Here is a 3,942-nt window from a genome sequence, read left to right on the forward strand (position 1 = left end):
ACTCCCACTTCGATGAACCGGTCCGGGAATTCGTCACGGAACAGGCTCATCTGGGTGCTATCAGTCAAGTCTGCGCAGAGCGCTATCACTCGCGAATCGCGCCGACCGGCCTCTCGGAGTCCCCGACCGAAACCAGCCCTGATGGGTTCGTAGGCAACGTCGGCCGTACCGAGTGCATCATCAAGCCGGTACCCGTTCATGAGGACGCTCCGTTCGCGAGGAGGTCGAGCTCTGCTGTCGCCGCCCGCGCCTGGTCGATGTCCGGCACTTTCCCGTGCCAGAGGTAGTCATGCTCCATGAACGAGACGCCCTTGCCCGGAATGGTGCGCGCGATGATGACAGTCGGCTTGTCAGTCGCGTCCTTCGCGTCTGCGACGGCATCTAGGATCGCCTGCATATCGTGCCCATCGATCTCCAGCACGTGCCATCCGAAGGACTCCCACTTCGCGGCCAGGTCCTCTAGCGGCATCACATCTTCGGTCGATCCATCGATCTGGATGAAGTTGCGGTCAACGATTCCGATAAGCCGATTCAGGCGGTACTTTCCCGCGAACATGGCAGCTTCCCAGATGTTGCCCTCGTTGAGCTCTCCGTCGCCCATCATCACGTACACGAAACGGTCAGGCACCGCATCAATGTGCTGGAGTACGTAGGCCGCACCAGCGGCTTGAGACAAGCCACTGCCCAGAGGCCCGCTCGTGCTTTCCAGGCCCGGAAGAGCCAATCTCTCGGGATGTCCCTGCAGCCTCGAACCCAGACGACGCAACGTCATGAGCTCATCGACGGGGAAATACCCCGCATGCGCCATGGCGGCGTAGAGCACCGGCGCCGTGTGCCCGTTGCTGAGCAGGAACAGATCACGTCCTTCCCACTCAGGATCCGCAGGATCGTGGACGAGGAGATTGAAGTACAACGCGGTGAGGAGGTCGGCCATGCCTAGCGGCCCAGCACTGTGTCCACTGCCGGCGTGCTGAAGCATGGTGACGATCGATCGACGAACCTGAATCGCCTGCGCCTGGAGCTCGAGAGAATCCTGCTGGACCACCGCTCTACGAGTGTGCATAGGTACCTTTCCGCCGCCGCTGGCGTTATATTTCGTAGAGCGCAAAACCCTAGATCTTTCACATAACGCAAACGCGTTCTGTATAGTGCAATCTACTCGTTCGTTCCTGCCCACGCAAGGACCTGGGACGTGAGTGTCGAGCGCACGGTCTATCGGGATCTTGCTCGACTCGGGGGCGCGGGACTAAGGGAGACCAGATGAGTGTGTCGATGCAGAGTGACAAATATCAGCTCGGGAGTGTCGACCGGTCGCTAGAGATCTTGTCCATCCTCGCGGCGACCCCGCGGCTCCGCCTCGCGGAGCTGAGTGCTCAGCTCCAAGCGAACCCCAGCACGGTACTGCGAGCATTGCGCGTGCTCGAGCGTCATGGGCTCGTCCGCCGAGCTTCGTCCGAGCTGGAATACGTGCTGGGAGCGAGGCTAGTCGAACTCGGCCAGGCCGCCGTTGCATCCATCGACATCGTGCAGGAGCTGCGCAGTCCGCTTCGCTCTCTCTCCGCAGATTTCAACGCAACAGCTCATCTCGGCATGGTGCGTGAGGGGATGGTGACGGTACTCGAGAAGATCGACCCGCCACGTCCTATAGTCGGTTACTCGGCAGTCGGATCTCGGATGCCCCTGCATGCAACCGCCGTCGGTAAGGCAGCGCTGGCACTTGGCGGGACGGGTCTGTTGCCAGCCAATTCGGGCCTGCACTCCTACACGGTGCACACCATCACAGATACCGCTGAGCTCGCGACTGACCTCGCACAAACGGTGCAGCGACGTTACAGCGTCGAGCGGGAGGAGTACCACAACGGATTTGGTTGTGTCGGGTCTGCGGTTCGGATAGGTTCAGACATTTATGCCGTGAGCATCTCCGGATCGCTCACCAGCGAAGACGAACTCCGCGTGCGAGGTGAGACCTTGCGAAATTTTGTTCATGATGTCACGGGGTCATACCAAGGCGCAGCCCAAAACCTATGACGGATTTGCCGTCAACGAGTGCGGGTGCCGTTCTAAACATGCGAGAACAGGATTACGGCGCCAACTCGTGTAGCTGCCTCGGCGGCGCGTCACGAATGAAAACACCAACCGGCTGTAGGGTTACTACCTCCCCAGGACGCCAACCTTTCCTGGTGGTCAGCCAGCGAACATCGAAACTGCCGCTCGCGCGCTCGACCCCGGGTCTGCACATGTTCGGTTGGGAGAATACCGCGAAGGTGTTGGACGAGCACGGAATGGCAAACAAACCAGTAATGCATCGACCGATCTGTGCACGTCAAATGGGACGTGCAGCGTTCATTACGCCCCTTTGAGGAGGCCAGTATGCGGGTACTCGTGGCCGTTGATTCGTACAAGGGCACGCTCACTTCACGCGACGTCGCCACGGCTATCCGCTCCGGATGGCACTCAGTGCGTCCAGACGACGAAATTGATCTGCTGCCGCTCGCCGACGGCGGAGAGGGCACCGCAGAAGTCATAGCGGCCTCTGTTCCAGGATCCACTTGGCACACGACAGCGCCCGTCAGCGGACCCGACGGTCGACCAGTTAGAGGCAGATGGTTGGCACTACCAGGCGGAATCGCGGTCGTCGACCTCGCATCTTCGAGTGGACTTCCTCTCATGCACGCACTCGACCCGTTGGGTGCCACCACGCGAGGACTGGGCGAAACAATCCGCGCGGCCGTCGCCTCTGGCGCGCACGAAGTGTGGATCGGTCTTGGTGGCAGCGCGTCGACCGACGCGGGCTTTGGAGCTCTCCGGGCATTGGGGCTTCGCGCGCTCGATGCAAGCGGTCGAGAAGTGCCTGACGGCGGCGCGGGTCTGACGGCCCTGGCGCAGGTCGACGCGTCCGCACTGGTCCCCATCCCTGGCGGCGTCACACTTCTCACAGACGTCACCTCGCCCCTTATCGGTGAGAACGGCGCGGCGGCAATGTTCGGCCCGCAGAAGGGCGCGTCCATGGAGGAGGTTCGCCTGCTCGATGCAGCACTTGCCCACGTCGCGAACGTCCTCAAGCAAGACCCGACACAACCCGGTTTTGGAGCGGCAGGCGGTACCGGCTTTGGTTTCGCAGCCATGTACGGCGCAAATATTGTCTCCGGCATCGACCACCTTTCCCGGCTGACCAACCTCGATCCGCGCATCGCGGTTGCACAACTAGTGATCACTGGCGAGGGCGCGTTCGACCGGCAAAGCATTCAGGGAAAGCTCGTGGGAAACGTCTTAGAACGCGCCGCACGCGCCGGTGTATCCAGTGCAGTGATTGCAGGGGTTATCCACGAACATCCCGGTGTCGCACATCGAAGCCTGACAGAACAGGCAGGGAGCTCGTCAGCCGCAATGAAAGATCCGGCGCGCTGGGCTGCGTCGGCTGCAGCAAGTCTGGCGAAGTCACTCGACGGCGTAGACGTCGTCAAGGCCATATAAGCACGCGCACAATGCCAGGCGTCGAACATCCGACCCTGCCCGGTCTCGCCGCGATGGCACGCTGATAGAACAGGTAGGACTACGACGCAATGAGTACACCGGACAGCATGGATCTCTGGCATGTTGCCCCCTCGGAATATGCATCCGTTCCCGACCGCCGATCCCGTGGGGCCCACTCGCGCAGCACACGAACTCCTCCCCCAGATCGAAGATGGCGTCCGGTATGCCCGCGCGCCGGCGTGATGCTGGACCCTGCCCGCCCACCGATCTGAGACAGACAGCCGTGCAGCTCCCTCTCGGACCGTTGCGCCAACAGCACGAGGGCGCGGGTATTTTAACGGCTCTTCGGACATTCGGTGGGGGTCATGGGGTGAGTCCGCCGGTGGCGAGGAGCATGCGGAGCCGGTAGTTTGTCGCGGTTGCGGAAGCCGCGGGCGAGGCGGCGGTGGAGTTCGATGATCCCGTTCA

3 protein-coding genes and 1 pseudogene are annotated in these 3,942 nt (G+C 61.8%); 2 read left to right on the forward strand and 2 right to left on the reverse strand.

Annotation, left to right across the window (positions count from 1 at the left end):
• Positions 1-200, reverse strand: a pseudogene (locus AC3ENO_RS14845) (hypothetical protein); the annotation flags it as partial.
• Entirely contained in the window at positions 197-1,045 is an 849-nt protein-coding gene (locus AC3ENO_RS14850; RefSeq protein WP_434971344.1) for a transketolase, read from the reverse strand. The gene AC3ENO_RS14850 and the pseudogene AC3ENO_RS14845, both read right to left, overlap by 4 nt.
• Before the next feature lie 215 nt (positions 1,046-1,260).
• Between AC3ENO_RS14850 and AC3ENO_RS14855 the strand changes: the two genes are divergently transcribed.
• Both AC3ENO_RS14855 and AC3ENO_RS14860 read left to right on the forward strand, forming a co-directional pair.
• Positions 1,261-2,028: an IclR family transcriptional regulator gene (locus AC3ENO_RS14855; RefSeq protein WP_434971345.1), complete on the forward strand. Its 768-nt coding sequence runs from the start codon at positions 1,261-1,263 to the stop codon at positions 2,026-2,028.
• Between the two features lie 342 nt (positions 2,029-2,370).
• Positions 2,371-3,474, forward strand: coding sequence for a glycerate kinase (locus AC3ENO_RS14860; protein ID WP_434971346.1), 1,104 nt, complete (start codon positions 2,371-2,373; stop codon positions 3,472-3,474).
• Positions 3,475-3,942 lie beyond the last annotated feature (468 nt).

It is taken from the genome of Microbacterium sp. bgisy207 (assembly GCF_057706855.1).